Origin of the sequence: Pseudanabaena sp. CCNP1317 (assembly GCF_034931345.1) — a bacterium.
Lineage (GTDB): Bacteria > Cyanobacteriota > Cyanobacteriia > Pseudanabaenales > Pseudanabaenaceae > Pseudanabaena > Pseudanabaena galeata.
In genome coordinates, this window is the sequence record NZ_JAYGIF010000008.1 from 1 (window position 1) to 14965 (window position 14965).

12 protein-coding genes are annotated in these 14965 nt (G+C 40.1%); 5 read left to right on the forward strand and 7 right to left on the reverse strand.

The window, feature by feature from the left end:
• Nucleotides 1–122 precede the first annotated feature (122 nt).
• Nucleotides 123–2180 carry a sensor histidine kinase gene (locus tag VB775_RS04525; protein ID WP_281009110.1) on the reverse strand — a complete coding sequence of 686 codons (2058 nt, stop codon included), beginning with the start codon at nucleotides 2178–2180 and terminating at the stop codon, nucleotides 123–125.
• Nucleotides 2177–3544: an ABC transporter substrate-binding protein gene (locus VB775_RS04530; protein ID WP_281009111.1), complete on the reverse strand. Its 1368-nt coding sequence runs from the start codon at nucleotides 3542–3544 to the stop codon at nucleotides 2177–2179. The genes VB775_RS04525 and VB775_RS04530 overlap by 4 nt, the downstream gene beginning before the upstream one ends.
• Nucleotides 3545–4463: 919 nt before the next feature.
• Between VB775_RS04530 and VB775_RS04535 the strand changes: the two genes are divergently transcribed.
• Both VB775_RS04535 and crtR read left to right on the forward strand, forming a co-directional pair.
• Entirely contained in the window at nucleotides 4464–6185 is a 1722-nt protein-coding gene (locus VB775_RS04535) for a response regulator (protein WP_281009112.1), read from the forward strand.
• Between the two features lie 617 nt (nucleotides 6186–6802).
• Entirely contained in the window at nucleotides 6803–7687 is an 885-nt protein-coding gene (gene crtR, locus VB775_RS04540) for a beta-carotene hydroxylase (RefSeq protein WP_281009113.1), read from the forward strand.
• A gap of 159 nt (nucleotides 7688–7846) precedes the next feature.
• Here crtR and VB775_RS04545 read toward each other — a convergent pair whose 3' ends face one another.
• From VB775_RS04545 to VB775_RS04565, 5 genes are all read right to left on the reverse strand, one after another.
• Nucleotides 7847–8143: a DUF760 domain-containing protein gene (locus VB775_RS04545; protein WP_190582199.1), complete on the reverse strand. Its 297-nt coding sequence runs from the start codon at nucleotides 8141–8143 to the stop codon at nucleotides 7847–7849.
• A gap of 134 nt (nucleotides 8144–8277) precedes the next feature.
• Complete coding sequence (locus VB775_RS04550; protein WP_281009114.1) at nucleotides 8278–8649, reverse strand: single-stranded DNA-binding protein; 372 nt, start codon at nucleotides 8647–8649, stop codon at nucleotides 8278–8280.
• Nucleotides 8650–8878: 229 nt separating this feature from the next.
• On the reverse strand, nucleotides 8879–10540 hold the full coding sequence (locus VB775_RS04555; protein ID WP_281009115.1) for a DUF1565 domain-containing protein: 1662 nt from the start codon (nucleotides 10538–10540) through the stop codon (nucleotides 8879–8881).
• Between the two features lie 186 nt (nucleotides 10541–10726).
• On the reverse strand, nucleotides 10727–11578 hold the full coding sequence (locus tag VB775_RS04560; protein ID WP_281009116.1) for a carbohydrate ABC transporter permease: 852 nt from the start codon (nucleotides 11576–11578) through the stop codon (nucleotides 10727–10729).
• Between the two features lie 30 nt (nucleotides 11579–11608).
• Nucleotides 11609–12274: an HD-GYP domain-containing protein gene (locus VB775_RS04565; RefSeq protein WP_281009117.1), complete on the reverse strand. Its 666-nt coding sequence runs from the start codon at nucleotides 12272–12274 to the stop codon at nucleotides 11609–11611.
• A 391-nt stretch (nucleotides 12275–12665) separates the two neighbouring features.
• Here VB775_RS04565 and VB775_RS04570 point away from each other — a divergent pair, with 391 nt between their 5' ends.
• The 3 genes from VB775_RS04570 (at nucleotide 12666) to VB775_RS04580 (ending at nucleotide 14951) form a co-directional block, all read left to right on the forward strand.
• Nucleotides 12666–13454 (forward strand): IS1634 family transposase, encoded by a 789-nt coding sequence (locus VB775_RS04570; protein ID WP_281009395.1) that lies wholly within the window; start codon nucleotides 12666–12668, stop codon nucleotides 13452–13454.
• 450 nt (nucleotides 13455–13904) lie between these two features.
• Nucleotides 13905–14462 (forward strand): protoglobin domain-containing protein, encoded by a 558-nt coding sequence (locus VB775_RS04575; RefSeq protein WP_281009119.1) that lies wholly within the window; start codon nucleotides 13905–13907, stop codon nucleotides 14460–14462.
• Nucleotides 14463–14492: 30 nt separating this feature from the next.
• Nucleotides 14493–14951, forward strand: coding sequence for a hypothetical protein (locus tag VB775_RS04580; protein WP_281009120.1), 459 nt, complete (start codon nucleotides 14493–14495; stop codon nucleotides 14949–14951).
• The last annotated feature ends 14 nt before the right edge of the window (nucleotides 14952–14965 follow it).

Consider the following 14965-nt stretch of genomic DNA (forward strand, 5'->3'; position numbering starts at 1 on the left):
CTAGAACTAATCCTCCACCTGCCTGTGCTTCTATTGCCAAACGCGAAAAGTTAGATTTTCGTATCGAATTTGCTCGTATTACCATTGTCTCATCTTGAGACTCTCCTGAGTTTTCTGCACCACTAAGGTCTTTGAAGTTCCATCTTATCAGGGATCTGGATAGTCTCATTGCCATTGGTTTCAGCTAGAGTTTCGAGATCGCTTGAGTAATGTTCTGTTTTCTCTATGTTGATAGGAGTCGCTAAATCGTATTTTGAAGCGATCGCCACCTCTATTTCCAACGTAAAAGTACTACCCTGATCGATGACGCTCTCGACTTCGATATTGCTATTCATTAAATTCGCAATCCGCCGACATATCGCTAAGCCTAATCCTGTTCCTTCGCTCTGACGCTGGCGATCGCCTACTTGTAAAAATGGTTCAAAGATTGTCTCTAGCTTGTCAGACGGAATTCCCACTCCAGTATCTTGTATTTGGAAACGGATGATAGCTAAGGCTTTTCCCATCGGCTCTCTTTTGCCCCCAATTTGCTGCACCTTAAAAACCACTGAACCGCGATCAGTAAATTTGATCGCATTACTCAATAAATTAATCAAAATTTGTCTTAAACGCACATCATCAACTTCAATTTCTGGCACTAGATGCGGATCAGGTAAATACAAAAACTCTAGTCCCTTACTCTCGGATCTGACCCGACACATTTCAATTACACCTTGCAAAAATGAAGGTAAATGAATAAATTTTGGATGAAGTTCTAGTTTATTAGCTTCAATTTTGGAAAGATCTAAAACATCGTCTATGAGCGTTAACAGATGAAACCCACATTGATGAATAATATCAACTCCGCGCTTTTCCTTATCTCCCCAAGCTCGCGATCGCCTTAAAATTTGGGTGTAACCTAAGATCCCGTTTAAAGGCGTTCTTAACTCATGGCTCATATGGGCTAGAAATTCACTTTTTGCATGGTTTGCCGAATCTGCTAGCTCTTTAGCTATTTTTAACTCGCTGGTTCTTTCTTCTACCTTTTGTTCTAAACCTTCAAAGGAAGACTTTAACTGTTTTGCCATTTTATTAAAAGTCTGCGCTAATACGCCCACTTCATCGATAGTCATAATTGGTGCAGCTTGATTGAGATCTCCAGCCGCTAAACTAGCCGCTGCCTCACTAATTGCTACAATCGGACGTGTGATTTGACTAGAGAACCAGTAAATAGCAACTAGCAATACTCCTGAAGAGAGAAACCCCAAGACAAGAATATTTATAGCTAAGCGGTTGGCTGGAGCTAACGCTCTTTCTTGGCTAATTTCGGCGATCAGTGCCAAATTTTGTGAAGGTAACCACCAATATACGCCTACCACAGGTACACCTGCGTAGTTATTGTAAGCTCCAAAAACATTTTGTTGTCTAATCGCTTGATTGATCCCTTCGCTAGATACTCCATTTGCCCAAAGGCGATCGTTGGCGTTTGCTTGTTCCCCCGCAATAAAAATGGCTTTCGTACCAGCTTTGCCAATCAAATAAGTTTCACCTGTTTCACCTAGCCCCGTATTATCACGAATTAAAGCATCAATGTCATCCAGATTAAAATCAGCAGTCACCGCCCCCATTTTGGTATTAAATTCATCGAACAATGCGGTGCTAACTGTCATTGCTACTTTTTTGGTACTTGATGAAATATAAAAATTAGGAACAACTGTATCTAAGCGATCGCCTGTAAAGTATGTAGCAGGATCACCCAAGGGCAGATAGCTTCCCTCTAGTTTGGGGTCTAAGGAGGAGAAGATCACAAAACCACTATTTCTTGTAATACGGATATTCCTTAAGTTTGGTTTTACTCTCCCAATCTGTTCCATATATTGTTTGAGTTCAGCATAGGCTTGTTGATAAGTAGGTTGAGAAGATTCGGAAGTCAGAAGTATGCTTAATGTCTCTTTAATTTTGAAATCTTGACTAACCAGAAGAATATCGCGTAACTGGTTATCTACCCACTTTGTAAGTTGATAGGATTTTAACTGGTTTGCCACGGTCAAGCGATCGACGACTTCTGCCGATAGAGAATTGCGTGCATGAAAATAGGAACCGATCGCCACCGTAATCACAGTAATCACAGACAATGCCGAAAAATAGCCGACAATTTGCCTTAATAAACTGCGACTGAGCCATAATTTCATTCTTTTCATACTGTTTTCTCCCAAGATTGCCAAATATCTTGGATTTTAGAGATCAACCAATCTGTAGATTCTACAATTGAAGCCTTGTCTTGAATGACTTTGAGAACTGTCTTTGCCCAAAGTTGCTGGTTTTGGACTGCGCTAAAGGCTGAGTGAATTACCTCATAAGGCACAAAGCTAGGACGTTGAAAAATTTGCATTGCTGATGACAAGTGGGGATCGTTAGGGTCATTCCAAAATGAATCTTCTAACAGATCTGGCATGACTGGAAAAACTCTTCCTTTAAAACTTTTTAACAGAGGAATCAAGTTATCTCTACGAATTAAAAAGCTTAAAAACTCCTTGGCAAGCTGAGGGTCTCTCCCATTTTTAGGAACGATTGCCTGCTTTATTCCTTTTCTGGTCAATAATTCACTACCATCTACTTTTAAGGGTCGATTAATTGTCACGATCTGGCGATATCTGGCGATCGCATCACGATCATACCTAGGATGAGATAGCTTTTGAGTAAGCGGAATTGATAGTGTTAGGTTTTGAGTCATTAAGATTTCGCCATTTAATAAACTATTGTTATTACCCGCACCTAACCACTGAGAGGCCGCAGGCGGCACATATCCCTGTAAATAAAAATTAGTAAACTCCCTTAATGCGTCCATAAACTTTTGACGATTTTCAGGACTCGATAGCAAGAGTTGTCCTTGAGCATTAACCACAGAGACATCATAGGCATCCATAAACATCTTTAGAGATGTGTAAGTATCAAATCCAATGGCAGACATACAAAGACCAACACCGTAAATTTTAGGGTGATTCTTAGCTCGCAACAATGTTTGAGCAGTTCGCCAGAATTGCCAAAACTGATCCCATTCTCTAGGAATATCCTGCTGCGTGAATCCAATCTCTTCTATAAGATTTCCCCAATAGTGAATATAGTCATCCGATTGCCACAATGGCATAGCGTAGTAACTACGTTCTTTTTGCACTTGATTGCGATAGAAGACATGATCAAGCGCAATAGAAGTATATCTGTCTTCAATCGGATGAATTACATCAGACAAATCAACTAGGCGATCTTGCCAAGCTAATTTGGGTGCAAGGCTAGCATCGATTCCCACAGAATAGACAATATCAGGAATTTGCTCGAAATTTTGTTGGTCGATAAAGCTAGTCAACTGCTGATCAATCAAAGGAACAGGTAATAGTTTTAAGTCAACATCCTTACCAGTCTTTTGTTCCCATAATTGAACTAGAAGATTGATCTGTTCATTCTCTTCTGGTAAAAAACCCTGCTCCCACCAAATTACAAGATCAGCTTTATTGGACTTCTGACTATTAGTACTGTTTAGATACTTTGATGGGGTACAACTTGACATTCCCAATGCCCCCAAAGATAGCTTGGTAAAATGCCGTCTATTTAACATAATGAATTGGCATAACAAGTTAATATGCTATTAATAATAACAATTCACAAAAGTGTCGCGACACTTTTGTGAATTAAAAACCAAAACCAGTCTTTGTGTTTTGGTATAACTTAGCAAAATAACATATAAGTATATGTAATTGTATATTCAACTATAGCAATCCTAAATAGGTTGAGAGAGTGCGCCCCTTCGGGGCGCACTCTCTCAACACTCAAAATCTTACAACTCATTTAGGAGCGCTATATTTTTTATCAGTAATTAATTGTCATTATGAAAATCGATTCCATAATGACAATTGCTGATTTTCTACTCTCAATAATGCAATAACAGTATTGCTGTAATTGGGCGTTTTGGGGAACCGTTTATTTGTATGTGTATAAGTAGGAGATGCTTTATAATTTAAGACCAAAGATTTACTATGACAAAAGCTCTATAAATGGAGCAATGCTAAATTATTTGTAAGCATAACAAGAAGCTACCCCCCCTTGTTATGTACTTTAGCTTCTCATGATTCATTTAGGATTTATATAATTTCTAAAATATTCACTAGGCAATAGTAATGACTATCTATTAGTCATTTACTACCTTACCAGTCTAAAAATAGACATTAAAACCCAAGAATTAGTGGTGTGATGCGAAGCGCCACTTCAATAATTCTTGGTCGGGAAGTTATTTAATGATGATATACCAAAATACAAAACGGCTATACCGTTTTATCTGAATTGTTCAGATAGCGACACCTTCCCCCATGTGTAACCTGTTATGCTGAGGTTGTGAGACAATCCGATCAATACAATTCTATAAGTAATCTTAAGATAGCTAAACCAAAGAATAATTTTAGATTTCGGAAAAATCTGAGCAGTTTTAAATTATGAAAAACAAAGTAAAATCGATTTTAGTAGTTGATGATGAAATTGAAATTCAAAGACTTTTTAAACAGAGATTTAGAAAAAGAATTCAAGCTAAAGAACTAGATTTTATATTTGCGTCAAATGGTTTAGAAGCAATTGAAATCTTGAAAGAGTCGAATTGTATATCGATGGTTCTAACTGATATTAGAATGCCAGAAATGGATGGTTTATCCTTAATTTCAAAATTGGCTGAACTTGATCAAAATTTAAAAGCAGTAGTAGTTTCAGCCTATGGAGACATGCAGAATATTCGGATGGCGATGAATTACGGTGCTTTTGACTTTGTAACTAAACCGATTGATTTTGAAGACTTAGAAATTACTATTAATAAAACACTTACTTTTGTAGATAGTTTACAGGAACAGCAGCAAAAGCTGGAGGAAGCGTTCACACAGGTGCGATCGCTAGAATTAAAGGAAATTGCTCTTGCTCATGCCAAAGAGATGGCGGAAGCGTCAAATGCAGCAAAGAGTGCTTTTTTAGCAAATATGAGCCATGAAATCCGTACTCCCATGAATGGTGTAATCGGAATGGCAGATCTACTGGCAACTACTAACTTAACTGAAGATCAGAAAGATTATGTGCAAATTATTCGTGATAGCGGTAATGCACTGTTAACAATCATTAATGACATTCTTGATTTTTCTAAAATTGAATCAGGAATGTTGAAAATAGAAAGCCGACCTTTGTTTTTAGAAGATATTATTAAATCTGTCTGCGAACTTTTAAGCAACCAAGCGAACGATAAAAGCCTCAACATTCAATATTCAATCAATCCTGATATCCCTAGAGAGCTATCGGGTGATGCGGTACGAATTCGTCAAATTTTAATCAATCTTTTAGGCAATGCCATTAAATTTACGCTACAGGGAAATATTTCAATCTCGGTTGCACCTCGTTTATCTGCTGGCGATCGCGCCAATGCCAATAGGTTATGTGAATTAATTTTCATAGTTACAGATACGGGGATTGGCATTGAATATGAGCAACTAAATTTATTGTTTCAGCCCTTTACTCAAGCTGATTCTTCCATTAGTCGCAAATACGGTGGCACAGGACTGGGGCTGGCAATTAGCAAAAGTTTAGTTGAGTTAATGGGAGGCACTATTTGGGTAGAAACCAATGGTCGAATCGGTGGTAACCCTCCTGTTAATTGGATATTTAATTCTGAAGATATATACATGCGAGGTTCCAAGTTCTACTTTACGCTAGTTCTGGAAACGTTACCTACAATATGTATCCCATGTCCAGCAACCAGTAACCAAAGCATTCAACCAAATTTATCCCCTCTGGCTCAACCAACTCTTCCATCAGCTAGTTTCCAAGTCCTCATTGCTGAAGACAATCTCGTTAATCAAAGGATACTTGAATTATTTCTAGAAAGCCTTGGCTATAGTCCAAATCTTGCCAATAATGGTTTAGAAGTACTAGAAGCTCTCGGTCAAAAAAATTATGACTTGATTTTTATGGATATACAAATGCCTAAGGTTGATGGAATTACAGCTACGAAAAAGATTCGCCAAGATTTCCAACAACAACCATGGATTGTGGCCTTGACCGCTAATGCTTTGCCAGAAGATCGTCAATTATGCCTAGATGCGGGGATGAACGACTTTATTACTAAGCCAATTCAGATTGAAGATATTGTGAATATTTTCGTGAGGTATAGCAATTCCAAGTAGTTACGTGGAACGCTGAGATTGGGGCTTGGAGACCAAGCCCCTACCTTTACAAATATGTAGGGATTTGGTCTCCAAATCCTCTTTTAGAGGCCATTTAAGAACTGTCTAGCTCCCCCTCAATCCCCCTTAAAAAGGGAGAATTATCTTCTTCCCCCTTTTTAAGGGGGATTGAGGGGGAGCTCTTAGTTTTTTTATACCAGAAAGTAATTCTTAAATAGTTTCTTAAGATGATATGGAAACATGATGACGATCTTCGTTCTACGTAACATCAGTAAATATAGCTGTCGCCAAGTGTATGAGGACATAAAACCCAAGAAGATGAGTGGCGGCGCGAAGCGGCGCCACTCATCTTCTTGGGTTTGGTCTGTGAGCATTCTTAACACCGAAGAAATTATAAAAAGCTCGTTCTATAAGGTTTTTATAATTTCTTCGGACTCCGAAAACCGATCGCGGCAAAATCAAAGTTGCAATCTCGCTCTATTATCGGTAGCATAGGGGATAATAAAAAATGTAATAAAACGCAACAATCAAATATCTTTGGTTTTTGCAACTGGCAATCCCCAAATGTATATTTGGCTATAAAGAAAAGATAGGAAATTTGAGTAAGGAGTGACACAATGCAGCAGCAGGGCAAAGCCCTAACTGTTCCAATCGGTCTGATGGGTGCAGCACAGGGATTTAATCCGACGATACTACTGCTACTGGGTTCGATTGTTTTGGCAACTGCATCGACAACAGGGTATTGGGTATGGGGCTGGGCGCACTGGCTCGTATTTGTTTGTAATTTTTCGGCGCTTTATGTACTGGGAACAGTAATACATGATGCTTGCCATAACGTTGCTCACCCCAATCGCATTGTCAATGCTGCGATCGGGCATATTGCCGCAATATTGCAAGGCTTTGTTTTCCCTGTATTTACTCGTGTCCACATGCAGCACCATGCCCATGTGAACGACGAAGAAGATGATCCCGACCACTTTGTTTCAACTGGTGGACCATTGTGGTTGATCGCAGCTCGCTTTTTCTATCACGAAGTTTTCTTTTTTCAACGTCGGCTATGGAGAAATTACGAGCTTTTAGAATGGGCAATTAGTCGTTTAATTGTGGTCGCGACCATATTTGTTGGTTATCACTATGGTTTTCTTGGCTATATGATGAATTTCTGGTTTGTGCCAGCAGCCGTGATGGGACTTTTGTTAGGCTTGTTTTTTGACTATTTGCCGCATCGTCCTTTTGTTGAGCGATCGCGTTGGAAGAATGCCAGAGTTTATCCAGGTAGATTTTTAAATATCTTGCTATTAGGTCAAAACTATCACTTAATTCACCATCTTTGGCCGAATGTACCTTGGTACTACTACGAGAAAGCTTATTATCAAATGAAGCCTTTGCTTGATGCCAATGGATCACCACAAACCTTAGGGATTTTCAAAATGCCTGATCTAGCTGGTTTTCTATACGATGTGTTCTTGGGTATTCGTTTTCACAGTCATAAGCACAAATAAAAAAGGGAGCGCTAAGCGCTCCCTTTTTTATTTATATGAGGACATAAAACCAAAGAAGAGAATGGTGGCGCTACGCGCCGCCATTCTCTTCTTTGGTTTTGCTTTGGCAGCTATAAAAAGCTAGGGCGTTGCACAGCGCTAGCTTTAACTTTTTGGGGGCTATAGTTTATCCAAGGAATGGTCTAGCTGCATTCTCGTTTCCATTTGGCGGATAAAGTAACCTGTCATCATCGCTGAGCCGATCAAGCCCGCTAAGTTTTCGCGATCGGTGGTGATACTGACATTAAAGTGCTGTGGAGGTAATATACCTAGCAAGTTTTGAATATTTTGGTTGATGATTTGCTGCGCTTCAGGGCTGACGGATTGAGCAACAGTTGCCAGAGTTTCAGGCGATTGATTTTTGAGATAGTCGAGTAAAAGGTTGTTGGAGGAGTTTAGCTCGCCAAGGTTAAACATAATCGGTTACCTACATCTTTAATGAAAATATCTAAAATATATTCTTACTGATGCGATCGCTGAGTTTTGGGTAGGAAAACCGTATTTAACCGAATAGAAAATTTTAAAAGCCTTGCTAAGCAAGGCTTTTAAAATTAAAAATCGTCGTCATAGCTGCCGCTACTATTGCTAGCTGCTTCATTATCTTTGCGAGAACCAAGTAGATCTAGACGATCAACACGAATTACAGGTTTTTGCCGCTCGTCACCTGTAGTGCGATCGTTCCAGCGATCAAATTTGAGTGATCCTGATATACCGATTAGGCTCCCTTTTTTAACAAAATTTTTGGCAACTTCAGCGGTTTTGTCCCACATTTCTAAGTCAAACCAATCGGGTGGATCATCACGGTTGCTGGTATTGCGATTAACTGCGATCGTGAAGTTGCAGACTACTTTGCCAGACTCGAAATATTTAACTTCAGGATCACGTCCTGCACGTCCAACTAGATGAACTTTGTTTAAGGTCATAGAAAAATTATCAAAAAAGATTTAGACATCTGCATTTTATAGCAAAACCCCAAAATAGAGGCGACACTTCGTGTCGCCTCAGCAACTCTCATTAGGAAACCAATTTTGGTGTTTCCAGCGCCGAAGGCGCTGGAAACACCAAAATTGGTTTTTTGAAAGCCCGCCAACGACGGGCTTTCAAAAAACCGATTTTCATAATGAGAATTGCTGATGTCGCCTCTATTTTGAGCTATGGATTAATTGACTCAATCCTTGCTGATAAGCCTTGTTGCGCGAGGCGAGACACTTGGACTTCAGCAATACGGCGATCGCTATAGGCTCCAATCTGCACTACTAAATAGCCATTCAGCCGCGAAGCAAAGGAATTCGGCACAATTTGACGTACTTGAGCAACGACATTTGGTGAAGAAACAGGCACAACCACTCGATATCGAGGTTGGTTTTGGGGTCTAAAACTGGTATTTGCTAGTGGCGCAATTAGAATTGGTTGATTGACAGGTTCACCACTAGGTGGACGCGATCGCACAGGGGGCAAACTGGTGGTAATTTCAGGGTTAGCAGGTATCGGAGAGTTAAAACTTCTAGGTGTAATTCTGACAATCACAGAAGTAACAGGCTCATACCAGAAAGGATTGTTTGCTTGAATGCCTTGATTGGGGGTAGAAGATGTCGATCTAAACAATGCGGGTGGATTATCAAGGGGAGGCGCAAGATTCATGGGCTGACTGGCTGCAATCTGTTGTTCTAGTTGTTGGTTGATATTGGCAAAGCGATCGCTTTTGGGCGCAGTTGGTAAGGGCTTACGTACCGCCACATTTGCCGTTGTCGTATTTGTCGAAGGACTAGTAAGATTATTTGCAAATAGATTGGATGGCGGACGCACACCCGACAATTGCAAATTTCCCTTTACTCTTTTAATGTCCAATTGATTGCCAATCACAGCAACCGCATTACGGCTGACGTTTTGCAAATCGAATGTGCCATTTCCCTGAAAAGTGTTGTTACCATCATCGTTAGACTTACCCAGATCTGGCTTAGCAGTATCAGAAATGGTTACGCCATAGGCTCGATTATTGACGATCGCATTGCCGCGCAAAATTGGCTTGGCGTTAGATTGGATTAAGAGTCCATTTTGATTTTGCGTAAAGGTATTTTCCGTGATTTGTGGAGCCGCATTTTGGCGAATACTCATGCCAAAAGTAGTTTGTTGAAAGAGGTTGCCACGAATATCTGGACTGGCTTCACCCTCGATCGCTAAGCCACTAGTTCCATTGCGAAAGAACTGATTGGCAGAAATAATTGCCGTTGATTTGCCCGTAATCAAGCCGCCATCTTGCTGATTATCGATAAAAGTATTATTGGCGATCGCAGGACTCACATTTTCAATCCACAGTCCATAACCTCTAGGATTAGGATTGGTGACAGTCACACCCCGCAATTCTGAACCGTCACTAAGAGCGATCGCCACATTTTGAGGAAACCCTGATCCTGTGCGTAGGGTTCCCCCGCCTAAAATTATGATGCCTTTGCCTTTATTGGCTTCATTACCCCGCAATGTCACATTAGGGCGTAGTCGCATTGGGAACTGCTCACCCGTAGCGCTGCTGTAGGTTCCATAGGCTAGCTGAATAATCTGTCCAGCCTGAGCGCGACTCAACGCATAGGTAACTGTTTTGAATGGTGAATTACTACTTCCTTGATCGGGGCGATCGCTACCTGTTTGGGGATTTACATAGATGATATTTTGGGCGATCGCTGATGCGCTAGGCGATGTCTGTGATTGAGCGGCCACAGGGGAGGCGATCGCTAAGGTTGGCGACAAGATTGCGATCGGAAGCAAATAAATCAGGTTTTGAAAAATAAAGCCTTGAAATGTTTTACAGATGCTCATTTTCATGTACGGATTGCTTCCCTTAAATTTGCTGAAGTTACTGAACAGGACTTGGGCAGATGGGCTAGAAATATTAAATCTAAATTAAATTTAAAACCCTAGTCTTAAGAATCATAAACTACCCTAAGTTCACAACTATGGCAAGAGCAACAAGTCAGAGGGTAAAAGCGACGCTTTGCGTCGTCTTTATCCTTTGACTCCAATACTAGCTTCGGTAGGAATGATGTAGCGTTGTAGAAATACAAACACAATAAATACTGGAAGCATCGAAATCGCGGAACCAGCGGCAATTAATCGCCAATCCTCAGAGAAGGCACTTGCCAGACTAGCAATCCCCCTCGGCAATGTATAAAGCTCAGCCTTATCAACGATCACCAATGGCCACAAAAAATCGCCCCACATCGCCACAAAGGTGAATACTGCGAGGGTAGTCAGAGCAGGACGCGCCGCAGGTAACATCACATGCCACCAAATCCCTAAACTAGAGCAACCATCCATACGTGCTGCTTCTTCCATTTCCTTAGGAACGCTTTGAAAGGCTTGACGCAGTAGAAATATGCCGAAAGCTGAAATTACATAGGGGAAAATCAAACCAGCATAAGTGTTTTTGAGGTTTAGCTGCACCGCCAGAATATAAAGGGGAATCATCGTAATTTGAAACGGAATCATGGTTGTACCAACGATCGCCCAAAATATAGAATCCCGTCCTTTAAAATCTAGTCTGGCAAGGGGAAAGGCTGCGAGGGAGCAGAATAGCAAATTTAAAATTACGGTGATGCTGGAAACAAAAAAGCTATTCCAAAGATAAAGATCGAAGCGGGAATTTTTCCAGACCTTAAGGAAATTCTCAAAAGTAGGCTGGGCGGGTAAGAGTTGCGGTGTAGCCTGAAAAATATTTTCGCTAGGTGATTTAAAAGCGGTACTTACTAACCAGAGCAAAGGAAAAACCGTTAAAGTTGCGATCGCAATTAAAAGGATAAATTGAAAAGCAATTTGTAAATTAGTCAGTGATGATATTTTTCGATCTTTTTTCTTCATAGTTGAACAAAACAACACTTTGACTAACTATCATGCCACCTTTGCTGTGTGTAGATACGAGAAAGATGTCAGAGTGATTGTGTGTGGATACTTTTCAGATTGTTTCTTCAAAAACTCAATAAATTGCTCTACTAATATTGGTTCATACCAACCTTTTACTGTTTCTTCTAGAATTATTTCGATGGCTTTTTCCGAACTAAAAGTTCTCTTATAACTACGAGTATGTGTGAGTGCATCATATATATCTACAAGTTGAACAACTCTTGCTAAATATGGAATGTCTTTTTTGGATAAGCCTTTAGGATAGCCCGAACCGTCCCAACGTTCGTGATGGCATTGAATAATGGGAATAATCGGTTCAACTTCTTTGGGGAAAAGTAGGGTTGCGTTATCAATTGTGGGATGTAATTTCATAAATTCCCATTCATGATGCGATAGCCCAGATGGTTTATCTAAAATATTTGAAGAGATAGAACATTTGCCAATGTCATGCAAATAAGCACCCCAAATTAAAGTCTGAAGCTCTAGATCTGACAACTGCAAAAACTCTCCAAAATATCTGGATAAAATTGACAAGTACTTGCAATGTAAATATGTCGGGGAATGAAGTGTATAAATTATTTGTTTTGTAGAAGGTTGCAACAGATTGGATAATCCTAAAATCTGAATATCATATTCCCTAGAATAATCACTCATAAGAAAAAATTCCCAAATATTTAAGTCTTAGACCAGTTGAGCAATACACTCTAGACTATTTCATTCCCTTTGCACTAAAGCTTTAAAAACTGTCTTTGACTGATTAGCATAATTTGCTTATGGGTAGAGATACAGCTACCATATTACATAGTAAATAATCAAGTCAAGTTAAATTGTTACAATGTATACTGCGAAACATACTGTGAAATTTATGAAAAATTGACGGCTCTCCACTAGGAATATATCTTCGTGTGAACATCATAAATCAATTTTAAAAGCCATAAATAATAATCTTCCTAAAAATCTACCATTTGCATTGCATCTAAATTTATTTAACGTGAGTTCGATATAGCCATTTGCGGCGTGCTTCGCACGCCGCAAATGGCAGAAGATTGGAAGCCATCCACGAGAAAAAGTAAGTGCGGGGCAAGTGGTGAAAGCAATGATTTTGAACTGCATGGGATTCTTGACAGCTCCATTGTATTTATTCAGTGACTTTTTTATAGGAAAAGCGACAGAACATCTAATCGGAACAGGAGTAAAAGCAGAATATTTGAACGATAGTCGCTTAGGGAGAGTGATGGATCAATTATATGAATATGGGATCACGCTAATATTTGTGAAGATAGCGACGGAGATGTGTAAACGATTTGGTGTAAGCGTGAAGAATACACATCTTGACGGCACAAGTATGTCAGTGCATGGGAAGTATCAAACAACGGAATCAGGAGAGGAAAATTTAGTCGAAGAAGACTCATCTGAACCAATAGCGATCGCAATTACGCAAGGGTACTCACGAGACCATCGCCCAGACTTGAAGCAATTTACATGGCATTTACTGACCAGTGAAGAAGAAGAGATTCCGATATTCATGAATGTTGCAGATGGGAACAAAATAGACCAAAGCGCTTTTCCAGAGGTAATCCAAGCATTTCAGACAGAATGGGAAGGAGAACAACCAGAATTGTATGTAATGGATGCAGCCTTCTATAGTGAAGCAAATCTGAGGGAATTTGGTAACAGCATCGATTGGATTAGCCGAGTACCAGCAACGATAAAAGCTGCACAGGAATTAATCCAAACTTTATTGCCCGAACAATTTGGTGAACAGCAAGACCACAAAGGTTATCGTTTTTGTCCTGTACTAAGATTAAACAGATATTCCTTTCCTAGCAAATAATATACTAGTTAACAAAAATACAACGACACTTTTGCGAATTAAAAACTATCCATAGCAAGGTCTTTAAAATATAAATTGGCTACGCCATTTTATGTTTTGGTATAAATTTGTAATATAGCGATCCTAAATGATTTGTAAGATTTGGAGGGTTGTGAGAGTGCGCCACGAAGGGGCGAACTCTCACAACCCATTTAGGATTGCTATATTACCTTATGTTGCATTTATTTTATAAGTAACCATATTAGAGTGATAATTAATCTCGGGGTGGGGAAATGACAAACCTTAATTTAGGTGAAGTCTACGAGCAAGTTAAGCATCATAATTAATCCTCATGATTCTGCGAACCTCAAAAAAGGTTTTCGCGCTTGTTTTGATTAACAATAAATTAAGGTTTAGATAGCATCTCTACCAAAAGCTTCTCAGTTAACTATCATAAAGAGTGAATCATCTATGGTACTCGATCCTCAGGCTTTCATGACAACGATGGAGAAACGTATATCTTTCTCAGATTCTGACAAAGCCATACTTAAAACAAATGCTGCATGGGGAAGTTCGATCGCATTGCAAATGGCAGAAGTCTTTTATGCCTACCTTGCTCGCGATCCCGAAATGAATGAAATCCTTAATGCTAAGGAAGGTAGAATGCACCGCTTAAATGAGACCTTCATTGAGTGGTTTGGGGAAATGTTTACAGGTATGGATAATTGGGGAAGCGCCTATGCTGCGCGTCGTTGGCGGATTGGATTAGTGCATGTGCAGATCGGGATCGGTCCACAGCACGTTGTTCCTGCGATGGCAACTGTTGTTAATGAAGTTGGCAAACAACTTAAGTCTTCAGGGCTTAGTGATGACTTGCGGGAGTCATTGGGTAGAATATGCATGATCGATCTTGCGTTTATTGAACAAGCCTATGTTGAAGTTTCTTCACAGGCAGTTCTAAGGGAAACTGGATGGACTGAAGGTCTGTTTAAGCGTATGATTTCTACAGGGGCGGCGGGCATGAAATAGGAATGCCATTTAAAAAACATTGAGGTTATTATGCGTACCGAACTTGGTGATTTTAGTAGTATTGTTTGTTTTAAAGCGGTAGTGACTGGGACTGAAGAAGCCCTAGGTGAAAAAGCGGCGGCGATCGCGTTGATCTCCGCAGGTCGCAATCGCGGTAAGCAACTTGCTGAACAGCTTGGAATTAAAGGGAAGAACATTTCTCATGACGAACTTGTTTCCCTTCTTCAAAAAGCTTTGGGTAAAGACGGGACAAAACTTTGCATTGTAGACAAAATTGAGGAAACCGATGCATCAATCAAGGTCTACTGTCGGGAAACAATTTGCTCTGCTGGTGAACCCGAAGGTTCTCCTCGTAAACTGTCTTTTACATTGGGAGCAATTCAAGGTGTGCTGGAGCAGCTTGAGGGAAAACGTCTGCGCGGCAAGCAAACAGAATCTGTTTTGCGCGGCGGTTCCCATGATGTGATTGAGTATGAGGTTATCGGTTAGCTGCATAATCTTTT

What these genes read in the sequence shown, in the direction of transcription:
- VB775_RS04525 (WP_281009110.1), bottom strand. Translation starts at nt 2,180, where the DNA reads ATGAAAAGAATGAAATTATGGCTCAGTCGCAGTTTATTAAGGCAAATT.
- VB775_RS04530 (WP_281009111.1), bottom strand. Translation starts at nt 3,544, where the DNA reads ATGTCAAGTTGTACCCCATCAAAGTATCTAAACAGTACTAATAGTCAG.
- VB775_RS04535 (WP_281009112.1), top strand. Translation starts at nt 4,464, where the DNA reads ATGAAAAACAAAGTAAAATCGATTTTAGTAGTTGATGATGAAATTGAA.
- crtR (WP_281009113.1), top strand. Translation starts at nt 6,803, where the DNA reads ATGCAGCAGCAGGGCAAAGCCCTAACTGTTCCAATCGGTCTGATGGGT.
- VB775_RS04545 (WP_190582199.1), bottom strand. Translation starts at nt 8,143, where the DNA reads ATGTTTAACCTTGGCGAGCTAAACTCCTCCAACAACCTTTTACTCGAC.
- VB775_RS04550 (WP_281009114.1), bottom strand. Translation starts at nt 8,649, where the DNA reads ATGACCTTAAACAAAGTTCATCTAGTTGGACGTGCAGGACGTGATCCT.
- VB775_RS04555 (WP_281009115.1), bottom strand. Translation starts at nt 10,540, where the DNA reads ATGAGCATCTGTAAAACATTTCAAGGCTTTATTTTTCAAAACCTGATT.
- VB775_RS04560 (WP_281009116.1), bottom strand. Translation starts at nt 11,578, where the DNA reads ATGAAGAAAAAAGATCGAAAAATATCATCACTGACTAATTTACAAATT.
- VB775_RS04565 (WP_281009117.1), bottom strand. Translation starts at nt 12,274, where the DNA reads ATGAGTGATTATTCTAGGGAATATGATATTCAGATTTTAGGATTATCC.
- VB775_RS04575 (WP_281009119.1), top strand. Translation starts at nt 13,905, where the DNA reads ATGGTACTCGATCCTCAGGCTTTCATGACAACGATGGAGAAACGTATA.
- VB775_RS04580 (WP_281009120.1), top strand. Translation starts at nt 14,493, where the DNA reads ATGCGTACCGAACTTGGTGATTTTAGTAGTATTGTTTGTTTTAAAGCG.